This is a genomic window from Micromonospora sp. NPDC047548, from assembly GCF_040642975.1.
GTDB lineage: Bacteria > Actinomycetota > Actinomycetes > Mycobacteriales > Micromonosporaceae > Micromonospora.
In genome coordinates this window covers 98,401-115,673 of sequence record NZ_JBEYTI010000002.1, presented here as the reverse complement: position 1 = coordinate 115,673, position 17,273 = coordinate 98,401, and the positions used below count along the sequence as shown (strand labels likewise).

General features: G+C 71.9%; 14 protein-coding genes and 2 pseudogenes. 13 read left to right on the top strand and 3 right to left on the bottom strand.

Going from position 1 to position 17,273, the window contains the following annotated elements:
• Window positions 1–9: 9 nt before the first annotated feature.
• Window positions 10–792 (bottom strand): 3-hydroxybutyrate dehydrogenase, encoded by a 783-nt coding sequence (locus ABZ807_RS02370; RefSeq protein WP_357151689.1) that lies wholly within the window; start codon window positions 790–792, stop codon window positions 10–12.
• A gap of 255 nt (window positions 793–1,047) precedes the next feature.
• On the opposite strand from ABZ807_RS02370, the gene ruvC reads away from it, so the two are divergent.
• The 9 genes and pseudogenes from ruvC to ABZ807_RS02325 all read left to right on the top strand — a co-directional run bounded on the left by ruvC (window position 1,048) and on the right by ABZ807_RS02325 (window position 11,424).
• The gene (gene ruvC / locus ABZ807_RS02365; protein ID WP_357151687.1) at window positions 1,048–1,575 is read left to right on the top strand and encodes a crossover junction endodeoxyribonuclease RuvC; all 528 of its coding nucleotides are present in this window, start codon (window positions 1,048–1,050) and stop codon (window positions 1,573–1,575) included.
• Complete coding sequence (gene ruvA / locus ABZ807_RS02360) at window positions 1,572–2,174, top strand: Holliday junction branch migration protein RuvA (RefSeq protein ID WP_357151685.1); 603 nt, start codon at window positions 1,572–1,574, stop codon at window positions 2,172–2,174. Before ruvC ends, ruvA begins: the two co-directional genes overlap by 4 nt.
• Window positions 2,175–2,223: 49 nt before the next feature.
• A pseudogene (locus ABZ807_RS02355) lies at window positions 2,224–2,526 on the top strand (Holliday junction branch migration DNA helicase RuvB); the annotation flags it as partial.
• Window positions 2,503–4,296: a Holliday junction branch migration DNA helicase RuvB gene (ruvB, locus tag ABZ807_RS02350; protein ID WP_357152215.1), complete on the top strand. Its 1,794-nt coding sequence runs from the start codon at window positions 2,503–2,505 to the stop codon at window positions 4,294–4,296. The pseudogene ABZ807_RS02355 and the gene ruvB, both read left to right, overlap by 24 nt.
• A gap of 121 nt (window positions 4,297–4,417) precedes the next feature.
• Window positions 4,418–4,786: a preprotein translocase subunit YajC gene (gene yajC / locus ABZ807_RS02345; RefSeq protein ID WP_357151683.1), complete on the top strand. Its 369-nt coding sequence runs from the start codon at window positions 4,418–4,420 to the stop codon at window positions 4,784–4,786.
• Between the two features lie 226 nt (window positions 4,787–5,012).
• Window positions 5,013–6,920 carry a protein translocase subunit SecD gene (gene secD, locus ABZ807_RS02340; RefSeq protein ID WP_357151681.1) on the top strand — a complete coding sequence of 636 codons (1,908 nt, stop codon included), beginning with the start codon at window positions 5,013–5,015 and terminating at the stop codon, window positions 6,918–6,920.
• Window position 6,921: 1 nt separating this feature from the next.
• The gene (gene secF / locus ABZ807_RS02335; protein WP_357151678.1) at window positions 6,922–8,112 is read left to right on the top strand and encodes a protein translocase subunit SecF; all 1,191 of its coding nucleotides are present in this window, start codon (window positions 6,922–6,924) and stop codon (window positions 8,110–8,112) included.
• A 109-nt stretch (window positions 8,113–8,221) separates the two neighbouring features.
• Window positions 8,222–8,788 carry an adenine phosphoribosyltransferase gene (locus ABZ807_RS02330; protein WP_357151676.1) on the top strand — a complete coding sequence of 189 codons (567 nt, stop codon included), beginning with the start codon at window positions 8,222–8,224 and terminating at the stop codon, window positions 8,786–8,788.
• Between the two features lie 194 nt (window positions 8,789–8,982).
• A complete protein-coding gene (locus tag ABZ807_RS02325; RefSeq protein WP_357152212.1) occupies window positions 8,983–11,424 on the top strand; it encodes a bifunctional (p)ppGpp synthetase/guanosine-3',5'-bis(diphosphate) 3'-pyrophosphohydrolase in 2,442 nt (813 codons plus the stop codon).
• Between the two features lie 58 nt (window positions 11,425–11,482).
• Here ABZ807_RS02325 and ABZ807_RS02320 read toward each other — a convergent pair whose 3' ends face one another.
• Window positions 11,483–12,322: a peptidylprolyl isomerase gene (locus ABZ807_RS02320; RefSeq protein ID WP_357151674.1), complete on the bottom strand. Its 840-nt coding sequence runs from the start codon at window positions 12,320–12,322 to the stop codon at window positions 11,483–11,485.
• A 59-nt stretch (window positions 12,323–12,381) separates the two neighbouring features.
• The gene (locus ABZ807_RS02315) at window positions 12,382–13,266 is read right to left on the bottom strand and encodes a peptidylprolyl isomerase (RefSeq protein WP_357151672.1); all 885 of its coding nucleotides are present in this window, start codon (window positions 13,264–13,266) and stop codon (window positions 12,382–12,384) included.
• 260 nt (window positions 13,267–13,526) lie between these two features.
• On the opposite strand from ABZ807_RS02315, the gene ABZ807_RS02310 reads away from it, so the two are divergent.
• The 4 genes and pseudogenes from ABZ807_RS02310 to ABZ807_RS02295 form a co-directional block, all read left to right on the top strand.
• Window positions 13,527–14,246 carry an MBL fold metallo-hydrolase gene (locus ABZ807_RS02310; RefSeq protein WP_357151670.1) on the top strand — a complete coding sequence of 240 codons (720 nt, stop codon included), beginning with the start codon at window positions 13,527–13,529 and terminating at the stop codon, window positions 14,244–14,246.
• 50 nt (window positions 14,247–14,296) lie between these two features.
• A complete protein-coding gene (hisS, locus tag ABZ807_RS02305) occupies window positions 14,297–15,625 on the top strand; it encodes a histidine--tRNA ligase (protein WP_357151668.1) in 1,329 nt (442 codons plus the stop codon).
• A gap of 63 nt (window positions 15,626–15,688) precedes the next feature.
• A complete protein-coding gene (locus tag ABZ807_RS02300; protein WP_357151666.1) occupies window positions 15,689–16,636 on the top strand; it encodes an acyl-ACP desaturase in 948 nt (315 codons plus the stop codon).
• 220 nt (window positions 16,637–16,856) lie between these two features.
• Window positions 16,857–17,177 (top strand): annotated as a pseudogene (locus ABZ807_RS02295) (helix-turn-helix domain-containing protein); the annotation flags it as partial.
• Window positions 17,178–17,273: the final 96 nt, after the last annotated feature.

The following is a 17,273-nucleotide window of genomic DNA, read 5'->3' as shown; positions in this document are numbered from 1 at the left end:
GTGGTGCCACTAGTTCGCCGTCCAGCCCCCGTCGAGGGCGATCGAGGCGCCGGTGATGAAGTCCGCCGGTGGCGAGCACAGGTACGCCAGCAACTCGGCGACCTCCTCCGGCTCGATCAGCCGCTTGATCGCGGCCCGGGCCAGCATGATCTTCTCGATCACCTCGTCCTCGCCGATGCCGTGGCTGGCCGCCTGGTCGGCGATCTGGCTCTCCACCAGCGGGGTGCGGACGTACGCCGGGTTGATGCAGTTGGCGGTGACCCCGTGCGCGGCGCCCTCCAGGGCGACGACCTTGGACAGCCCCTCCAGAGCGTGCTTGGCCGACACGTACGCCGCCTTGTACGGCGAGGCGCGTAGCCCGTGCACGGAGGAGATGTTGACGATCCGGCCCCAGCCCTGGGCGTACATGTGCGGCAGCGCGCGCCGGATGATCCGGAACGGCGCCTCCACCATCACCCGGTGCAGGTGGGAGAAGCGCTCGGTGGGGAAGTCCTGCACCGGCGCGACGTGCTGGAGCCCGGCGTTGTTGACCACGATGTCGACGTCGGCGTCGAGCCGGTCCACCGCCGCGAGGTCCGACAGGTCCATCCCCTCGGCGCGGGCGCCGGCCTCGGCGGCCACCGCCTTGGCTGCCTCGACGTTGCGGTCCACCACCAGCACCGCCGCGCCCGCCGCTGCCAGGCGCAGGGCACAGGCCCGGCCGATGCCACTGCCACCACCGGTCACCAGGGCGCTACGACCGGAGAGGTCGACGTGTACGACGTGGGGGACCGCCACGGGTTCTGCCGTCATGGCGCAAGAAGTTACGAGCTGTGTGGCCGGCGGCACATGGGGCGGCAACACATACTCCGGGGTCGTCCAGTGTGGGCCGGGGGAGCGGTACCGGCGGTAGCGCCGCGACGGAGGGGTAAGGTCGCCTCTCGCACCGCACCTCTCGCACCGCGTCCGCCGGCGATGACGGGTCCGGCGTGTCTGCTCCGGCGGCCGTCGGAGCGGACCAGTAGGGTGTCGAACACACGTACTGGTGGCGGCTGGGGAGGAGGCGGCGTGCGCGTGCTCGGCGTCGACCCGGGGCTGACCCGGTGCGGAGTCGGCGTGGTCGAGGGCGTGCCGGGCCGGCCCTGCACCCTGGTCGCCTACTACGTCGTCCACACCGACCCGGCCGACGACCTGCCGCTGCGCCTGCTGCACCTGGACCGGTCGCTCACCGACCTGGTCGCCGAGCACCGGCCGGACGCCGTCGCCGTGGAGCGGGTCTTCAGCCAGCACAACGTCCGCACCGTGATGGGTACCGCCCAGGCCAGCGGGATCGCCGTTCTCGCCGGGGCGCGCGCCGGGCTGCCGGTGCAGACGTACACCCCGAGCGAGGTGAAGGCGGCCGTGACCGGTTCCGGTCAGGCCGACAAGCGGCAGATGACGACGATGGTGACCCGGCTGCTGCGGCTGCCCGCGCCGCCGAGACCGGCCGACGCCGCCGACGCCCTGGCCCTGGCCATCTGCCACGTGTGGCGCGGCGGCACCCGGTCGAAGTTGGCCGCCGCCGCCGACCGGGCACGACGAGGAGGAGCAGCATGATCGCCAGCGTGCGCGGCACCGTGACCGCGACCGGTCCGGACCACGCGGTGGTGGAGGTGGGCGGCGTCGGCCTCGCGGTGCAGTGCGCCCCGGCCACCCTCGCCGACCTGCGGGTCGGCCAGCCGGCCCGGCTCGCCACCAGCCTGATCGTCCGGGAGGACTCGCTCACCCTCTACGGCTTCGCCGACGACGACGCCAAGCAGCTGTTCGAACTGCTCCAGACAGCCAGCGGGGTGGGCCCCCGGCTGGCCCAGGCGGTGCTCGCCGTGCACAGCCCGGACGCGGTCCGCAAGGCCATCGCCAACGCCGACACCGCCGCCCTGACCCGGGTGCCGGGCATCGGCAAGAAGGGCGCGGAACGCCTGGTCCTGGAGCTGCGCGACCGGGTCGGCCCGGTACCGGTCGGCGCCGATGGCGCGGCCGGGGTCACCGGCGGGGCGTGGCCCGAGCAGGTCCGCCAGGCGCTGGTCGGGCTGGGCTGGACGGCCGGCCAGGCCGACCAGGCGGTGGCTGCGGTCGCGGAGACCGTCGACGGCGAGACGCCGCCCGTACCGGTGCTGCTGAAGCAGGCGATCCGACTGCTGGGCCGGACCCGGTGACCGCGCGGAGCGGGTCGGTCCGGCCGGCCCCGCGGGCGGCGGTGGCGCGGTGACCGGCGACGGACTGGTCTCGGCGTACGTCAACGATGCCGAGCTGGACGCGGAGGCCAGTGTCCGGCCGAAGCGGCTCGCGGAGTTCATCGCCCAGCACCGGGTCCGCGACCAGCTCGACCTGCTGCTGCAGGGCGCGATGCGGCGCGGCTCCCCGCCGGACCACATCCTCCTGTCCGGGCCGCCTGGCCTCGGGAAGCCGGTCTCGGTCGACGCCCTGGTGCTGCTTGAGGACGGCTCGCGGCGGCGGCTGGGCGACATAGCCGTGAGGGACCGCGTGATCACCCGCACGGGTGACGGCGCGACGGTGACCGCGGTCCACGAGCAGGGCGAACTGGATTCGGTCCGGATCCGGACGGCCAGCGGGCGGGAAGTCGTCGCCGCGCCGGACCACCCGTTCTGGACCCCGGAGGGGTGGGTCAAGGCCGGGGACCTGACGGAGCGGGACTACGTCGCAAACGTGCTGTGTCCAGATCTCGTCGCCGACGGCACGGAGGACGTCGACGAGTTCAAGCTCGCCGGGTATCTCGTCGGGGACGGATGCACGACCAACCAGGTGACCTTCACGGGTGGCGACGAGGACGTGCTCGCCGACTTCCGGTCGACGTGTGACCGGCTTGGTTACACCCACACCACGAGGCCGAACAGCGCCCGCAGTTCGCTCATCAGGATCTCCGGACTCCGACCGTGGCTGTCCGAGCACGGGCTCCTCGACAAGAACGCCTGGCAGAAGCGCGTGCCGGAGTTCGTCTACCGCGGTGACGGTTGGCAGGTGGCGGCGTTCCTGGGCGCCTACTTCGCCTGCGACGGCACGGTCAGCAGGCGCGGACGTGACCGCTACGACCTGGTTGTCGAGTACTACAGCGTCTCGCGGGGCCTCCTCGCGGACGTGCAACACCTTCTGCTGCGGCTGGGCATCCAGTCGAGGCTGAAGCTGAAGCGGGGCCGCTATCAGGGCAGGCCGCACGAGTCGTGGCGACTCAGCATCACCAGCCAGGACGACGTGGCCAGGTTCGTGCAGCGGGTGACGGTGATCGGTGAGCGGGGGATGCGGCTCGCCGGGTGGGCGCCACGCCGCGACCGGTTCGAGGAGCGGCTCGCGGCCGACCGGGTGGTTTCGGTCGAGGCGGCCGGCCTGCGAGAGTGCCGGTGTCTGACCGTCGACGGCGATCACACATTCACGGTGAACGACCTCGTCGTGCACAACACGACGCTCGCCAATATCGTGGCCGCCGAGCTGGGTGCCGGCCTCCGGGTGACCAGCGGTCCGGTGATCGAGCGCTCCGGCGACCTGGCGGCCATCCTGACCAGCCTCGCCGAGGGCGACGTGCTCTTCATCGACGAGATCCACCGGATCGCCAAGCCGGCCGAGGAGTTGCTCTACAGCGCGATGGAGGACTTCCGGGTCGACGTGGTGGTCGGCAAGGGGCCCGGGGCGACCGCGATCCCGCTGGACGTCGAGCCGTTCACCCTGGTCGGCGCGACCACCCGGTCCGGTCTGCTGACCGGGCCGATGCGGGACCGGTTCGGCTTCGTCGCGCACCTGGACTTCTACGCCCCGGCCGACCTGGAGGCGCTGCTGCACCGCTCGGCGCGGATCCTGGGCGTGCCGATCACCGACGACGGGGCCATCGAGATCGCCGGTCGTTCCCGGGGCACCCCCCGGATCGCCAACCGGTTGCTGCGCCGGGTCCGGGACTTCGCCGAGGTCCGGGCCGACGGCGTGGTCACCCTGGAGACGGCCCGGGCCGCCCTGACCGTGTACGACGTGGACGCGCTCGGCCTGGACCGGCTGGACCGGGCGGTGCTGACCGCGCTGGTGGACTCGTTCCGGGGCGGCCCGGTCGGGCTCTCCACCCTCGCGGTGGCAGTGGGGGAGCAGCCCGACACCGTCGAGGAGGTCTGCGAGCCGTTCCTGGTCCGGGCCGGTCTGCTCGCCCGCACGCCCCGGGGGCGGGTGGCCACGGAGGCCGCCTGGCGTCATCTGGGCCGTACGCCACCAAATGGTACATTTGGCGCTGACGCCCCTTCCGTGCCCGATCTGTTCTCCGCTGCACCGGATCAGCCGTGATGTGAACGTGATCTGTACCGCATTCGGCGTTCCCAGCTGTAGCGACTAGACTCGCCGCGGTCTGTACAGGACGTGAGAATCCGCCTCCACTCCGGCGCCCCTCGTGCCGAGCCGGGGGCCAATGGGAAGGTCACACACCGTGTATTACGCAGCAGCGGGCGGCGGGGGAGTCGGCGGTCTCACGCCGATCCTCATGATCGCCCTGCTCTTCGGCGTCATGTACTTCATGATGATCCGCCCGCAGCAGAAGCGGCGGCGCGAGGCCGAGTCCATGCAGTCCGCGCTGGCCCCGGGTGACGAGGTCGTCACCATCGGTGGGCTCTACGGCACCGTCACCGGTGTGGACGACGACACCGTGCTGCTGGAGGTCGCCCCCGGCGTCCAGACCCGCTACGCCCGGCCGGCGATCGCCCGGGTGGTCAACCAGGCTGAGCGCGCCGAGTCGACCGAGCCGGCCACCGAGGACGTGGCGGACGCCGTCAAGGAGTGAACCCCCGCCCGCCCTCCTCCCAGGGCGGCGGGCGGAACGCGACAACTGAACAGGTGGGCCGACGTCCGACGCCGGCACGCGCCCCGACCGACGCCCCGAGTGGGCGGCGGTACGCCGTGCCGACCGGCGGGCGCCGGTCCCGGAGAGCATGTCGGCCCGGATCCCCGGCCCGACATTCGCCGCCGCCGCGTCGGTGGCGCGACCGTTACAGGGAGACAGGACAGCCGTGGCACCACCTCAGGGACAGATGCGCCCCGGGCGGCAGCTCGCCGTACTCGGGCTCATCTTCGTCGTCCTCTATTCTTTGGTGTTCTTCTCGGGCGGTGCCAGCGGCGGCTGGAAGGACCGGCTGGAGCCCCGGCTCGGCCTGGACCTGATCGGCGGCACCCGGCTGACGCTGGAGGCCACCAACAGCGTCGACGGCAAGCCCCCGACCTCGGCGAACCTGGAAGAGGCGCGCCAGATCATCGAGAGCCGGGTCAACGCCTACGGCGTGGCCGAGGCCGAGGTGGTCACCGAGGGCAACCGGAACATCGTCGTCTCCCTGCCCGGTGAGAACCGCGACCTGACCGACGTCGGCAGCGCCGCCGAGCTGCGCTTCCGCAAGGTACTCAAGGGCGCGGACGGCAGCGGCGCGGTCACCGCCCCGGCGGCCACCCCGACCCCCGCTCCCTCTGGCAGCGCGTCGCCGGCGCCCTCCGGCAGCGCTTCGCCGGCGCCGTCGGGCAGCGCCGCGCCCAAGGCGACCTCCTCGCCGAGCGCCGGCGGTCAGGGCGGCGGCGCCCCCGCGCCGAGCGCCAGCGCCACTCCCTCCGCCCCGGCCTCGCCGAGCGCCTCGCCGAGCGCCAGCGCCGCCCCGGTGTCGCAGAGCATCCAGGAGCAGCGCGCGGCCGTCGAGAAGAAGGTGGGACCGGACTCCTGGGCCGCCGCGAGCGGCCTGCAGGCCCCGGCCGACCTCACCGCCGACCCCTCCCTGGCGGAGAAGCTCAAGCCGTTCGGCGCGCTCTCCCCGCAGGAGATCGCGGTGCTCACGCCGCAGATGCAGTTCAACGTCCCGACCATCACCTGCGCCCAGCTGGACAAGCGTCCGGCCGCGTCGATCAAGGACGAGAAGCAGCAGGCGGTCGCCTGTGAGGACGGCGCGGCGAAGTACCTGCTCGACATGGCGAAGGTGGTCGGCACCGACGTCGACGACGCCAAAGCCGAGCTCGACCAAACCAGCGCGTGGGTGGTCAGCCTGAACTTCACCGGCAAGGGCCAGGAGAAGTGGACGAACCTGACCCGCGAGGCGTTCACCAACGAGGGCGGCGCCTGCGACCAGACCGCGCTCGGCCAGGACGGCAAGTGCCGGGTGGCGGTCGTGCTGGACAACAAGATCGTCTCCTCGCCGCAGATCCAGGCCGTGCTGACCGGCGACTCCCAGATCACCGGCAACTTCACCAGCACGGACGCGAACGCGCTGGCCGGTCAGCTGCGCTACGGCGCGCTGCCGGTGACCTTTGTGCCGCAGGAGTCGCAGAACGTCACCGCAACCCTGGGCGACAGCCACCTGCGGGCCGGCCTGCTCGCCGCCGGCATCGGCCTGCTGCTGGTCATCGTCTACTCGTTCTTCTACTACCGCCTGCTCGGCTCGGTCATCTTCCTGAGCCTGGTGCTGTCGGCGCTGCTGGTCTTCGGCGCGCTGGTGGTGCTCGGCCGGTCGATCGGCTTCACCCTCACCCTCGCCGGCATCGCCGGCATGATCGTCTCGCTCGGTGTGGCGGCGGACTCCTTCGTCATCTACTTCGAGCGGCTCAAGGACGAGATCCGGGAGGGGCGCAGCCCGCGCAGCGCGGTGCCGCGCGCCTGGATCCGGGCCCGCCGGACGATCATCTCGGCGAACGCGATCACGCTGATGTCCGCCGTGGTGCTCTACGTCGTCTCGGTCGGCACGGTGAAGGGCTTCGCCTTCGCCCTCGGCCTGGCGACCGTGCTCGACCTGATCGTGGTCTTCCTCTTCCGGCACCCGATCATGACGATGTTCGCCCGTACCCAGGCGTTCCTGTCCCCGCGGGTCAGCGGTCTCGGCCGGGCCCTACCGGCCCGGTCGGCCGAGCAGGACACGCCCCGCAACCCGCGCGTCAAGGAGGCCTGAGATGGCTAAGAGTGGTCTCGCGAGCCGGCTCTACCGCGGTGAGGCCGGGCTCGACATCGTCGGCCGGCGCAAGCTGTGGTTCGGCGTGGCCGGCGCGCTGGTGCTGATCGCGGTGCTCAGCTTCGCGGTGCGCGGCTTCAGCCTCGGCATCGAGTTCGCCGGTGGCAACTCGTTCCAGGTCCCGGCAAGCGTCGGCACGCTGGATCGGGCCGAGGAGCAGGTCAACACGGCGCTGGCCGCGGAGGGCGGCGGCGCCAAGGTGGCGACCGCGCAGAAGGTCGGCGGCCCCGGCGGCGAGTACTACGAGATGCGGACGTCGCAGCTCAGCGTTGAGCAGGTCGCCGCGGTGAAGACCGAGATGGCACGTGGGTTCGGCATCAACGTCGACCAGATCAGCGGCAGCCAGGTCAGCGAGGCGTGGGGCAGCCAGGTGACCTCCCGGGCGCTGCTCGGCCTGATCATCTTCGTCGCGGTGGTGGCGATCTACCTGATCCTGCGCTTCGAGTGGCGGATGGCCGCCGCGGCGATCAGCTCGCTGTTCATGAACCTGATCCTCACCGCCGGCATCTACTCGATGGTCGGCTTCGAGGTCACCCCGTCGACCATCATCGGCTTCCTCACGATCCTGGGCTTCGCGCTCTACGACGTGGTGGTGGTCTTCGACAAGGTGCAGGAGAACACCCGCGGGATCACCGCAAACAGCAACCAGACGTACGGCGAGGCGGCCAACCTGGCGCTCAACCAGAGCCTGATGCGGTCGCTGAACACCTCGGTGGTCGCCCTGCTCCCGGTCGGCGGCCTGCTCTTCATCGGTGCCGGCCTGCTCGGCGCGGGCACCCTGAAGGACCTCGGCCTGGTGCTCTTCGTCGGCATGGCGATGGCGTTCCTGACCTCGATCCTGTTGGCCACCCCGCTGCTGGTGCTGCTGAAGAACTACGACCCGCGGATCCAGGCGCACACCAAGCGGGTGCTGGCCCGGCGGGGTGCGATCGCCCGGGGCGAACTCGCCCCGAAGGGCGCGTCCCGCGCGGCCGAGGGTGGCGACGAGCCGATCGATGCCGAGGCGACGGCCCTGGCGGGCGCGGCGCCGAAGGTGGGCGCCCGCCCGGCCGGCAAGCGCGCGACCGGTGCCCGGGGCGGCCGCCCCAGCGGTAGCGGGGGCAACCGGCCCGGTGGCGCCAAGCGGCGCTGACCACTGCGGGGACACCCACTGCGGGGATACCCGGTAGGAATCATCCCGACGGCGTCCTTCATGCTGTGCGAGCGGCATGGAGGACGCCGTCGTCGTTGGAGGGAGCACCGTGACGGAAACCCACAGCACCGGGGTACGGGGGGACAGCGGCCCGGAGGTCGCCCGGCTGGTGGCCAGTCGGGTGCTGGACGTACCGGACTTCCCCAAGCCCGGCGTCATGTTCAAGGACCTGATGCCGCTCTTCGCCGACGGTGACGTGTTCCGCGAGGTGATCGACGGGATCGTCGAGTACCACGGGCGTGACTCGTTCGACATCGTGGTCGGCGTCGAGGCCCGCGGCTTCGTGATCGCCGCCGCCATCGCGTACGCCACGGGGATCGGCGTGGTGCCGGTGCGCAAGGCCGGCAAGCTGCCCCGCGCTGCGTACTCGGCCTCCTACGCGCTGGAGTACGGCGAGGCGACGCTGGAGGTGCACCAGGACGCCTTCACCGCCGGCCACCGGGTGCTGGTGGTCGACGACGTGCTGGCCACCGGCGGCACCGCCGAGGCCACCCTCGACCTGGTCGAGCGAGCCGGCGGCACGGTTGCCGGGTTCACCGTCCTGCTGGAGCTGGGCTTCCTGGAGGGCCGCAAGAAGCTCGCCGGGCGCCCGGTCCATGCCCTGCTGACCGTTTGACCCTGGACGCCGTCGGACGGACCCGGTGCGGACCGTCCGGCGGAGCGGCACTGCACCCACCGTGCGGGTAGCATTGCCCTTTGCTGACCGGGCGGGTCCTCCGTCCGGCGGTGAAGGACCAGGCCGGCCGGCGCACGGTCGGTGTTTTCCGGCGAGCGGTGAGGAGGCCGGTGTCCCACGATGTCGCCCCTCCGGTGGAGGGCACGGTGCACCCGACAGGCGACGCTGACGGCTCGGTGACCGACCGGAAGGGCAACCCGCCGACCCGGGTGGCGGGCGTCGCCGACGGCGCCGTTACCGCGGCCGTCGACGCCGGCGCGACCGTGGCGCCGTTGCCGACCGACGGCGATTCCCCGCCGAGCGGAGGTTTCGCCCTCTCCAACGCGCCGACCGGCCGCCGGGTGCGGGCCCGGCTGGCCCGGTTCAACGCGCCCTGGCAGAGTTCGCAGGTCAGCGAGGTGCTGGAACCGCTGATCGCCACCCACCGGGAGAACCACCCCAAGGCCGACGCGCGGCTGCTCCAGCGCGCGTTCGACACCGCCGCCCGCTGGCACTCGGGTCAGTACCGCAAGTCCGGCGACCCGTACATCACCCACCCGCTGGCCGTGGCCACCATCCTGGCCAACCTCGGGATGGACACCACCACCCTGGTCGCGGCGCTGCTGCACGACACGATCGAGGACACGGAATACACCCTCGACCAGATGCGCGCGGACTTCGGCCCGGAGGTGACCCTCCTGGTCGACGGGGTGACCAAGCTCGATAAGGTCAAGCTCGGCGACGCGGCCAAGGCGGAGACCATCCGCAAGATGGTCGTGGCGATGGCCAAGGACCCGCGCGTCCTGGTGATCAAGCTGGCCGACCGGCTGCACAACATGCGCACCCTGACCTTCCTGCCCCGCCCCAAGCAGGAGCAGAAGGCCAAGGAGACGCTGGAGATCCTGGCCCCCCTCGCGCACCGCCTCGGTATGAACACGATCAAGTGGGAGCTGGAGGATCTCGCCTTCGGCACCCTGTTCCCGAAGCGGTACGAGGAGATCAACCGGCTGATCGGGGAGCACCAGCCGCAGCGGGAGGCGCTGCTGCGCCAGGTGACCCAGAAGGTGCAGACCGACCTCAAGGCCGCCAAGATCAAGGCGGAGACCACCGGCCGGCCGAAGCACCTCTACTCGATCTACCAGAAGATGATCGTGCGGGGTCGCGACTTCAACGACATCTACGACCTGGTGGGTGTGCGGATCCTGGTCGACACGGTGCGGGACTGCTACGCGGCGCTGGGGGTCATCCACGCCAACTGGCAGCCGGTGCCGGGCCGGTTCAAGGACTACATCGCGATGCCCAAGTTCAACATGTACCAGTCGTTGCATACGACGGTCATCGGGCCCACCGGCAAGCCGGTGGAGATGCAGATCCGCACGTACGCGATGCACCGCACCGCCGAGTTCGGCATCGCCGCGCACTGGAAGTACAAGGAGCACAAGGGCACCCAGATCGTCGGCCCGCCGGCGCACATCGACGAGATGACCTGGCTGCGCCAGCTGCTGGACTGGCAGCGGGAGGCGGCCGACCCGAGCGAGTTCCTCGACGCGCTGCGCTTCGACCTGTCCAGCCAGGAGGTGTACGTCTTCACCCCGAAGGGTGACGTCATCCCGCTGCCGACCGGCTCGACGCCGGTGGACTTCGCGTACGCGGTGCACACCGAGGTCGGGCACAAGTGCATCGGGGCGCGGGTCAACGGCAAGCTGGTGCCGCTGGAGTCGACGCTGTCCAACGGCGACGTGATCGAGATCTTCACCTCGAAGTCGGACACGGCCGGCCCCACCCAGGACTGGCTGGGCTTCGTCAAGAGCCCGCGCGCCCGCACCAAGATCCGCCAGTACTTCAACAAGGAGCGGCGCGAGGAGGCGATCGAGGCCGGCAAGGACGCGATCGTCAAGGCGATGCGCAAGCAGGGCATGCCGTTGCAGCGGATGCTCACCTCGGACGCGCTGATGGCGATCGCCCGGGACCTGCACCTGGCCGACGTGGCCTCGCTCTACGCGGCGGTGGGCGACAGTCAGGTCTCCGCCCAGTCGGTGGTGCAGAAGCTGATGGCCACCTACGGTGGCGAGGAGGGCGCGGCGGAGGACATCGCCGAGACCGCCGTCGCCACCCGGCCGCCGCGCAGCCGGCAGAGCAGCGCCGACCCCGGCGTCGTGGTCCGGGGCGTCAGCGACGTCTGGATCAAGCTGGCCCGCTGTTGTACCCCGGTGCCGCCGGACGCGGTCTTCGGCTTCGTCACCCGCTCCGGCGGGGTGAGCGTGCACCGCGACGACTGCGCCAACGCCGAGGACCTGCGGGCGCAGACCGAGCGGGTGGTCGAGGTCAGCTGGAAGCTCACCTCCGCCTCGACGTTCCTGGTGGCCATCCAGGTCGAGGCGCTGGATCGGCACAAGCTGCTCACCGACGTCACCCGGGTGCTCTCCGACGAGCGGGTCAACATCCTCTCCGCCACCGTCACCACCACCCGCGACCGGGTGGCGGTGAGCCGGTTCAGCTTCGAGATGGCCGACCCGAAGCACCTGGGCCACCTGCTGGCCGCGGTCCGCAAGGTCGACGGCGTCTTCGACGCGTACCGGGTCACCTCGGGGGCCTGAGGCACCACGGGAAGCGCCCGCCGGCTGCGGCCGGCGGGCGCTTCGTCGTACGGGTGGGTCAGCCCTGGATATCGCTCATCGCCAGCTTGGTGATGACGACCTCCTTCTTGGGGTGGCCACCCCCGGCCTGCTGGGCGAAGGCCTTGTCGTCGCCGGCCGCCGCGACCTGCTTGACCAGGTCCATGCCGCCGGTGACCGTGCCCAGCACGGTGTAGTTCGGGTCGAGCTGCGAGTCGCCGTAGACGATGAAGAACTGGCTGCCGGTGCTGCCCGGCTGGCCGGAGTTGGCCATCGCGATGACGCCGTCCGGGTACGGGGGGCGCTTGTCGGTCGGCAGGTTCTCCTCGGCCAGGTTGTAGGCCGGGCCGCCGGTGCCGTCGGTCTCCCGCCAGCCCTTGCCGGTGGCGCTCGGGTCGCCGCACTGGAGCACCTTGATGCCCTCGGTGACCAGGCGGTGGCACTTGCTGTTGTCGAAGAAGCCCTTGCTGGCCAGGTGGGTGAAGCTGCCCGCGGTGCAGGGCACCGCCGCGCGGTCGATCTTGGCGGTGATCGGGCCCAGGTTGGTGTCGATCGTCATCGTCTGGGTGCCGGTGTCCTTCTGCTGGGCCGGCGGCAGCCCGACGTCCTTGAGCTGCGGGGTCCGGCCCTCCTTCGGCGCCTCGGTGTACGCGCACTGCACGTAGCCCGGGGTGCCGCCCGCGGTGTTCTGCGTGGTGTCGTCGCCGCCGAGGGTCGTCGCCAGCCAGACGCTGCCGGCGACCACGAGCAGCAGGACCGCACCGGCCCCGACGATCGCCTGCGTCTGCCGGCGCTTGCGGGCCTTGGCCCCACGCTCGGCCATCTCCCGCTCGAGTCGGGCCCGCGCCGCCGCGCGCTGCCGCTCTCTCGTGGACGTCACGGTCGCTCCTTCTGGACTGTCTGGCGCGGTCGCTGCCGCATACGGGTGGTCTGTCCGGCTCAGCCGGCGCTGGGGCTGGCCGACGGGGCGCCGGAGGCCGGGCTCGTCGGGGCCGGGCCGGCCGTGGTCGGCTCGCCGACGGTGAGCTTCTGGAGCAGCACGTCCGTCTTCGGCTTGACCTTCGCCCCGGTCCCATTGTCCACGGTCGGCAGGGCACCGACCTTCTCGATCACATCGAGCCCGCCGGTGACCCGGCCGATCACCGGGTACGCCGGCTTGGCCGGGTTGAAGTCCTTGAAGAAGACGAGGAACTGGCTGCCGTTGGTGCCCGGCGGGTTGGCGATCATGGCGATCGTGCCCTTCGGGTACGCCGGCGGCTCGTCCGGGGCCGGGCTGGCCGACGGGTTCGCCTCGGGCACGGTGGGGACGTTCTCGTCGTAGAAGGAGTACGTCGGGCCGCCCAGGCCGGTGCCGCTGGGGTCGCCGCAGCGCAACGCCCCCTCGGTGGTGATCTCGTGGCACGTGGTGTTGTCGTAGAACGAGCGGGTCGCCAGGTGGGCGATGCTCGCCGCGGCGCACGGGGCGCCGGCGAGGTCCAGTTCGGCCGTGATCGGGCCGCCCTGGTTGGTGTTGATCGTCATCGGCCGGATGCCCGAGGTGGGCAGGCCGGTGGTGGCCGGGGTGCCGACGTCCTTGAGGTTGGTGTTGGCGCCGGCGTCCTGCGGCGTCCAGAGGCAGACGTCCTGGGCGGCCTTTCGCGCCGGGTCGCGGTCGAAGGCGCCCAGCCCCCACGCTGACCCGACCACGATGAGCACCAGCACGACCGCGGCGCCCACGCCGGCCTGGATCTGCCGGCGCCGCCGGGTGGCGGCGGCCCGCCGGGCCAACTGCCGGTCGAGCTTCTCCCGTGCCAGCTTGCGCTGCCGGTCCCTGCTGGAAGCCACCCGTGCTCCCCTTCCTCTGCCCTGGTTTCAACCGGCGGTCGGGCCGCTCGCGTCCTCGCAAGGAGCAGTGCGCCACGCCACACGCCCGCCAGAGTGTACGGGTAGCCGCTGTGAAAGTGGTGTACGAGGTCCGGGCTGGGTCTATCGGGGTGCGTCACTGTGCCGGGCGGGGTGGGCGGGACGGGTGGGTCAGGGATATCCGCTCGCCGCTGCGGCTAGGCTGCGGGAGGGATGACGAACCGACGGAAAGGGGAGCGGACGTGCTCGTGGCCGGCTTTCCCGCGGACGCCTTCGGCACCAACTGCTATGTGGTGGCGACCGCGCCGGGGGAGCAGTGCGTGGTGGTCGACCCCGGCATCGGGGTGCTCGACCGGCTCGACGCCGTGCTCGCCGAACACCGTCTGCACCCGGTCGCCGTGCTGCTCACCCATGGCCACCTCGACCACACCTTCTCGGTGGCGCCGGTCTGCGGCGCGCGCGGCATCCCGGCGTACGTCCACCCGGACGACCGGGAGCTGCTCGCCGACCCGTCCAAGGCGCTGTCGATGGACCTCACCCAGCTCTTCGGCGGCCGGCTGCCGTACGCCGAGCCGGACGACGTGGCCGAGCTGACCGACGGAGCGACGCTGGCCCTGGCCGGGTTGGAGATCACCGTCGACCACGCCCCCGGCCATACCGGCGGGTCGGTGCTGTTCCGGATGCCCGGCGCCGGCTCGCCCTGGGAGGCCGAGCAGATCTGCCTCTCCGGTGACGTGCTCTTCGCCGGCTCGATCGGCCGCACCGACCTGCCGGGCGGCAGCATGCCCCGGATGCTGACCAGCCTGCGGGAGAAGGTCCTTCCGCTGGCCGACGACACGGTCGTCCTGCCCGGCCACGGCCCCGCGACCACCGTCGGCCGCGAGCGCGCGACCAACCCGTACCTCCTCGAGGTGGCGGGTCCCGGCGGCGCGCGCCCGGCCGCGCCCACCCGCGGCCTGTAGCCGCATCCACGACCTCCCCGCGCGGTCGCGCGGGACGCAAGGAGCACGCCATGAGCAAGCCCACGCCCATCTCCGGCTTCCCGGAGTGGAACCCGTCGCAGCGGATGATCGAGCAGTTCGTCCTCGATCGAATTCGCAATACCTTCGAGCTGTACGGCTTCGCGCCGCTGGAGACCCGTTCGGTGGAGCCGCTGGATCAGCTGCTGCGCAAGGGGGAGACCTCGAAGGAGGTCTACGTGCTGCGTCGGTTGCAGGCCGACACCGACGGTCCCGCCGGCGACGACGCGCTCGGCCTGCACTTCGACCTGACCGTGCCGTTCGCCCGGTACGTGCTGGAAAACGCGGGCAAGCTGCAGTTCCCGTTCCGCCGCTACCAGATCCAGAAGGTGTGGCGGGGTGAGCGGCCGCAGGAGGGGCGCTACCGCGAGTTCCTCCAGGCCGACATCGACATCGTCGACCGGGACACCCTGCCCGCGCACTACGAGGCGGAGATGCCGCTGGTGATCGGCGACGCGTTGCGCTCGCTGCCGATTCCGCCGGTGCGCATCCAGGTCAACAACCGCAAGATCTGCGAGGGCTTCTACCGGGGGATCGGGCTGTCCGACCCGGAGGCGGCGCTGCGCGCGGTCGACAAGCTCGACAAGATCGGCCCGGCCGGGGTCGCCGAGCTGCTGGCCGAGACGGCCGGGGCGAGCGAGGCGCAGGCCAAGGCGTGCCTGGCGCTGGCCGAGATCTGCGCGCCGGACGCCTCCTTCGCCGACGCGGTGCGCGCCCTCGGGGTGAGCGACCCGCTGCTCGACGAGGGGATCGAGGAACTGGTCGCGGTGGTGGAGACCGCCGCGGCGCACTCGCCGGGGCTGTGCGTGGCCGACCTGCGCATCGCCCGCGGCCTGGACTACTACACCGGCACGGTGTACGAGACGCAGCTGGTGGGCTACGAGCGGTTCGGCTCGATCTGCTCCGGCGGCCGCTACGACAACCTGGCCAGCTCGGGGAACGTCAGCTTCCCCGGGGTGGGCATCTCGATCGGGGTGACCCGGCTGCTCGGGCTGCTCTTCGGCGCCGACGCGCTCTCGGTCTCCCGCAGCGTGCCGACCTGCGTGCTGGTCGCGGTGACCAGCGAGGACGCGCGTCCGGCGAGCAACCGGGTCGCCGAGGCGCTGCGCTCCCGGGGCGTGCCGACCGAGGTGTCGCCGAGCGCCGCGAAATTCGGCAAGCAGATCCGGTACGCCGAGCGGCGCGGCATCCCGTACGTCTGGTTCCCGGGCGCCGGCGGCGCGGCGGACGAGGTGAAGGACATCCGCTCCGGCGAGCAGGTGGTGGCGTCGGCGGGCGAGTGGACCCCGCCGCGGGAGGACCTGAAGCCGCTGGTCAGCTGACGCATTACTCGCGCGTACGGCCGCGGGGCCCTACGGTAGCGTAAGTTACGCCACCGTAGGGAGATGCGCATGACCACCACCCCGCTGAGCCAGACCGCCCTGCTCCTCGAACTCGAAGCCGTGGTGGAGAAGAACCTCGACCGGCACCTGTCGATCGCCAAGGAGTGGTTCCCGCACGAGTACGTCCCGTGGAGCGAGGGGCGCACCTTCGACGGGCCGCTCGGCGGAGAGGCCTGGACGGAGTCGGACTCGACCATCCCCGAGGTGGCCCGCACCGCGCTGATCGTCAACCTGCTGACCGAGGACAACCTGCCCTCGTACCACCACGAGATCGCGACGCTCTTCGGCCGGGACGGGGCGTGGGGCACCTGGGTGCACCGGTGGACGGCCGAGGAGGGGCGGCACGGCACCGCCATCCGCGACTACCTGACGGTGACCCGGGCGGTGGACCCGGTGGCGCTGGAGCGGGCCCGGATGACCCATATGTCGGCCGGTTACGAGAACGTGCACGGCGACGAGGTGCTGCACTCGCTGGCGTACGTGTCGTTCCAGGAGTTGGCGACCCGGATCTCGCACCGCAACACCGGTCGGGTGACCGGCGACCCGGCCTGCGAGGCGCTGCTGGCCCGGGTGGCCGCCGACGAGAACCTGCACATGGTCTTCTATCGCAACCTGCTCGGCGCGGCCTTCGAGCTGGCTCCCAGCCAGGCGATGCGGGCGGTCGCCGACGTGGTGGCCGACTTCCAGATGCCCGGCGTCGGCATCGAGGGCTTCGCCCGCAAGTCGGTGGCGATCGCCCTGGCCGGCATCTACGACCTGCGTCTGCACCGCGATGAGGTGGTGGTGCCGGTGCTGCGCCAGTGGGACGTCTTCGACGTCACCGGCCTGGACGCCGACGGCGAGGCCGCCCGCGACCAGATCGCCGCCCACCTCGACGACCTGGAGCGGGCGGCCTCCCGCTTCGAGGAGAAGCGCGCCGCCCGCGAGGCCCGCCTGACCGCCCGTTCCTGACCCCCACCCCACCCCCACCCCCCCCCGGGCTCCACCCGCCCCGCCGGCGTCGCCCGGCCCCGGGATGCCCGCTCTTTCCGCGAAAGAGTGGCCATGGCGCGTCGGATGGCAACGCTTTTTTTGAAAGTGCGCGCTGCTCGCGGGCGTGCCCCGAGGGCGGGGTGGGTCAGGCGGGGGTGTCGAGGGGGAAGAGCAGGCAGGTGGAGGTGGCGTGGGCGACGAGGCGGTCACCAACCGGCTCGCCACGCTGGTCGAGCAGGGCGTGCTGCGCCGGGTGCCGTACCAGGAGCCGGGCAGCCGGATGCGGCACGAGTACCGGCTGACGGAGAAGGGCCTCGACCTCTGGCCGGTGCTGGTGGCGGTGCTCGGCTGGGGGGACCGCTACCTGGCCGACCCGGACGGCTCCCCGCTCAGCGTCGGGCACCGCGACTGCGGGGCGCAGGTGCGGGTCGAGCTGCGCTGCGCCGAGGGGCACGAGGTGGCGGACCCGCGCGACGTGCTGCCCCGGCCGGGTCCGGGCGCCCGCCGCCGGGCCGACTGACCGTCGCCGCCGGACGCGCGGCCCGGGCAGTCCGGCCCGTCGCCCCGGGCGCGGTCCAGCCGGCGCGCGGACGGCCGTGCCGCCCGCGTACCGGGA

What these genes read in the sequence shown, in the direction of transcription:
- ABZ807_RS02300 (WP_357151666.1), top strand. Translation starts at nt 15,689, where the DNA reads ATGCGCATGACCACCACCCCGCTGAGCCAGACCGCCCTGCTCCTCGAA.
- secF (WP_357151678.1), top strand. Translation starts at nt 6,922, where the DNA reads ATGGCTAAGAGTGGTCTCGCGAGCCGGCTCTACCGCGGTGAGGCCGGG.
- hisS (WP_357151668.1), top strand. Translation starts at nt 14,297, where the DNA reads ATGAGCAAGCCCACGCCCATCTCCGGCTTCCCGGAGTGGAACCCGTCG.
- yajC (WP_357151683.1), top strand. Translation starts at nt 4,418, where the DNA reads ATGGGAAGGTCACACACCGTGTATTACGCAGCAGCGGGCGGCGGGGGA.
- ABZ807_RS02370 (WP_357151689.1), bottom strand. Translation starts at nt 792, where the DNA reads ATGACGGCAGAACCCGTGGCGGTCCCCCACGTCGTACACGTCGACCTC.
- ruvA (WP_357151685.1), top strand. Translation starts at nt 1,572, where the DNA reads ATGATCGCCAGCGTGCGCGGCACCGTGACCGCGACCGGTCCGGACCAC.